The sequence below is a fragment of the Stieleria sp. genome (assembly GCF_041595215.1).
Lineage (GTDB): Bacteria > Planctomycetota > Planctomycetia > Pirellulales > Pirellulaceae > Stieleria > Stieleria magnilauensis.
In genome coordinates, this window is record NZ_JBFHKV010000816.1 from 1 (window position 1) to 4,070 (window position 4,070).

2 protein-coding genes and 1 pseudogene are annotated in these 4,070 nt (G+C 60.8%); 2 read left to right on the forward strand and 1 reads right to left on the reverse strand.

Going from position 1 to position 4,070, the window contains the following annotated elements:
• A partial coding sequence (locus ABX749_RS24610) for a homocysteine S-methyltransferase family protein (RefSeq protein WP_372898322.1) occupies window positions 1–1,899 on the reverse strand: 1,899 nt, incomplete at its 3' end.
• Between the two features lie 295 nt (window positions 1,900–2,194).
• Between ABX749_RS24610 and ABX749_RS24615 the strand changes: the two genes are divergently transcribed.
• Both ABX749_RS24615 and ABX749_RS24620 read left to right on the forward strand, forming a co-directional pair.
• A complete protein-coding gene (locus ABX749_RS24615; protein ID WP_372898321.1) occupies window positions 2,195–3,343 on the forward strand; it encodes a hypothetical protein in 1,149 nt (382 codons plus the stop codon).
• Window positions 3,344–3,445: 102 nt separating this feature from the next.
• Window positions 3,446–4,070, forward strand: a pseudogene (locus tag ABX749_RS24620) (hypothetical protein); the annotation flags it as partial.

Consider the following 4,070-nt stretch of genomic DNA (forward strand, 5'->3'; position numbering starts at 1 on the left):
ATCGGTCGCATCACTGCGGCGATTGAGCAGCACGTCCTCGACGTGCTCGAGCAGATCCTTGGGGATCTCTTCATAGACTTCCAGCTGGCCGGCATTCACGATGCCCATGTCCAATCCGGCTTCGATCGCGTGATACAAGAACGCGCTGTGCATCGCCTCGCGGACGCGGTCGTTGCCGCGGAAGGAAAAGCTGATGTTGCTGACACCGCCGCTGGTTTTCGCCCCCGGGCATTCCTGCTTGATCCGGCGAATGGCGTTGATAAAGTCGACCGCGTAGTTGTCGTGTTCGGCGATCCCGGTGGCGACGGTCAGAATGTTGGGGTCAAAGATGATGTCTTCGGGCGGAAAGTGGACTTGATCGACCAAGATCTTGTAGGCGCGTTTACAAATCCGCACCTTCTCGTCCTCGGTCGCCGCTTGGCCTTTTTCGTCGAACGCCATCACGACCGCCGCGGCACCGTATTGCCGCACCAGTTTGGCGCGCTCGATGAATTTTTCTTCGCCGTCCTTGAGCGAGATCGAATTGACGATCGCCTTGCCTTGGACGTTTTGCAGCCCCGCTTCGATGACTTCCCATTTGCTGCTGTCGATCATCACGGGCACCGACGCGGTCACATCATCGCCGGAGATCAACCTCAAAAAACGGACCATCGCTTCGGCACCGTCCAACAGCGCGTCGTCGAAGTTGATGTCGATGATGGTCGCGCCGTTTTCGACTTGCTCACGCGCGACTTCGACTGCGGTGTCGTAGTCTTCGTCGCGGATCAGTCGAGCGAACTTGCGGCTGCCTGTGACATTGGTTCGTTCACCGACCATCGTGAAGGGCACTTCGGGCCGCATCACCATCGGCAATAAACCGGACAACCGGGTGTAGACCGGGCCGGGAGTTTCCTGCTTCGGTTTCAGCCCCGCGACACGCTCGGCCATCGCACGGATGTGGTCCGGCGTGGTGCCACAGCAGCCGCCCAAGATATTGATCCAACCGTTGTCGGCAAATTCGCCGACGATGTCCGCCATCGCCTTGGGACCGAGATCGAACTGGCCCATTTCGTTGGGCAACCCGGCGTTGGGGTGGCAACTGATCGGGATTCCCGCGACGTGGGACAGGGCTTCGATGTGGGGACGCATCACATCCGGCCCCAGGGCACAGTTCATACCGACCGATAGCAGTGGAAAATGCTCCAGCGCCGTGAAGAACGCTTCGACCGACTGACCGCTGACGAACGTTCGGCCGCCCTTGTCAAACGTGCCGCTGACCATCACGGGGACTCGGCGCCCACCGGCATTGAAAAAATCTTGGATGGCGAACAGACAGGATTTCAAGTTCAACGTGTCGATCGCCGTCTCCGGCAATAGAATGTCGACACCGGCATTGACCAGCGATTCGACCTGGGCGCGATAACTGGCACGCATCGCTTCAAACGTCGTGGGGCGAAAGGCCGGATCGTCGACCTTGGTGCTGATCGCCAGCTGCATCGTCGTCGGACCGATCGAACCGGCGACGAAACGAGGCTTGTCGGGTGTTCGCTCGGTCCACTCGTCGGCCGCTTTTCGTGCACAGGCGACCGCGGCACGGTTGATTTCATCCACCAGCTCCAGCGGCAGATCAAACTCCACCATGCCCACCGGCGAGGCACCGAAGGAATTGGTTTCGACGATGTCCGACCCGGCTTCGTAATAGGCCCGGTGGATGTCCGTGATCTTTTCGGGGTGCGTCAGGCACAGAATGTCCGAAAAATTCTTCAGATCCTTGTGGTGATCGGCGAACCGATCTCCTCGGACGCCCGCTTCATCCAGCCCCAATCGCTGGATCATGGTCCCCATTGCCCCATCGAGCAGCAGAATGCGGTCGCGAACGAGTTCCGACAGGAGATCGGCGGTCGAATTGGCTTGCAGCATCATTAAAATCACTATCGAGTGTGGGCTCTTGAAGCCCGTATTCTCGTGCTCCGGCGGAAATTCACAAGGCGAACCGCGAAAGTCGGCGAGAAGACGACATTCAGCCTTGCCGTAACCGCTCAAGTTTCGCTATTCCGCAAAAGCCTGAAGACAGACACAGAGAAACACCGATGAAGCCTTACCAGGGCCGGTCGGTGGTCCCCAGGTGAAACGGTTCCACGGATGGGCCGATTTCGGGGGTTTTCTGACTTTCTTGTGCCGAACAGGCGTGGAAACTCGCTGCGGAAAATCACTGATGGATCAGGAACGAGACACGACCAATAACGCCAAACGTTCGCGACCGGGACGCTTTCGGGCCGAGAAATCGCCGAAAGTTGCTCGTCCGAGCAACGCGCCGCAAACGCCAGCCCCTTCCTACAGGGGGGACTTCCAGGAAATCCCCGACCCGACGGCCGAACGGGTCGCTTCGGCGGCTGATCTCCTGCCCACGCTGTTTGAACTGCCCGATCGTACGCCCGAAGGCTTGCTGCGAAAACGCGACACCGCACGGTTCTCCATCCACGACGCCCACAGCGGGCCTCCGGCCAGCCATGTCGATCCGCCTTCGGGAAACCACAGCCACCTCAGCCACTCCGGACCGATCTCGCCGGTCAGCTCCGATTCCGCGACGCCCGGTGGCATCGGCCAGCATTCCGATTCGGATCCTTCGCCGCTCGAACCATCACGCGGCGGCAGCGAATCGCCGGATGAATCACGCGTCGCAGCCTACCGCGACGAATCGATGAACTGGGCCACCGCCAAAGCGTCCTGGGCGACGCGATCGGCCATCGTGATGCTGGTGTTGCTGATGGTCACCCTGGCCTTCTTCTCCGGACGCGGATTCAACAAGACCGGTACGACCGAAGATCCGTCTCGTTTGACCGATGCCGACGCCGACGACCTGGGTGAAACCATCGTGGTGATCACCGAAGACATTCAGCTGATGGATGACTCGGCCGCCGCAGAACCGCCGCAGACCGATCCGGACAATGCGGCGTCCACACAGATCGCACAGGAATCCCACGCCGCCGTTCCAGCCAGCTCGATCGCTGACGCCCCCACACCGGCGAGCATGCTTGGCGAGCCCTCGGCGGTCCTGCCTGGGGAATTCGACCTGGCCGACCAAGACATCCCGCCCGCCCCCTCGGCAAACGAAGTCCCCAACATTCCGCCGAGCTTTGATTCCAATCAGTCGGTCGTCGCGTTCCGTAGCGGCGAATCGCCAAATGTTCCACCGACCGCCGCAACCGATGTCGATTCCGATCCACTGCCTGCCGGAAACCTGCCCGCCGGAATGGAAGACCGCCTGCGGCTGGAAGATGGTCTGCGGTACAGCGACACGCCGTATGCGATCGGCAACTTTTTGGAAATCTTGAAAGCCTGGGAAGACTCCGAACAGCAGTAGGCCCCAACGCTTCGTCGCCCGACGCGGCCGAAACGCCAATCTGACCGTGCAGCACTTGCAGTCGCGACCTGTCTGTCCTCCTGATTGAAAACGAACCAAACCATGAAGACCAACCAGACGTTTATCGGCGCCTACACACGCAACCGTCGTCGCGCAGGCCTGCATCCCAACGACGCCCCCACCGGCAATGAATCCGCCGACAATGACCTCGAAGGCAGTGACCTCGCCGATGCAATCGCTGAACGGGTTGCTGAACCGGTTGCCAAGGTGGTCGCCGAAGCGTCTGTCCGTCAGGTCGTCGAGCCGCCGCACGCGTCCCCGCCGTCTTCGCATCTGCCACCGGCACCGGTGGAGGATCACGAAGCACTCGAAAAACTGCTCAGCCAATCGATCACGGTGTCCGACACCTTCGTCGCCGCCAGTGAAGTCTGGATCGATCAGCCCGAAGGACAGGTCATGCGGATTGATCGTCCGCCGACACCGGCCCCAACGCCGAACCCGATCGAACCCGCCCCGACCGTCGAGTCGGCAGAGCCGGTCGTTCAAGCAGAGCCGGTCGTTCAAGCAGAGCCGGTCGTTCAAGCAGAGCCGGTCGTTCAAGTTCAGCCGACAGTGCAAGCCGAACCAACTGCCTGCGCCGATCCCATTGAGCCCACCGCCTCGACAGCAGCTGCCCCCATCCCGGATACAGCCGACGTTCGAGACGGAAACGTGATCACTCACGAAC

Coding starts and splice junctions, on each gene's coding strand:
- ABX749_RS24615 (WP_372898321.1), top strand. CDS start 2,195: ATGGATCAGGAACGAGACACGACCAATAACGCCAAACGTTCGCGACCG.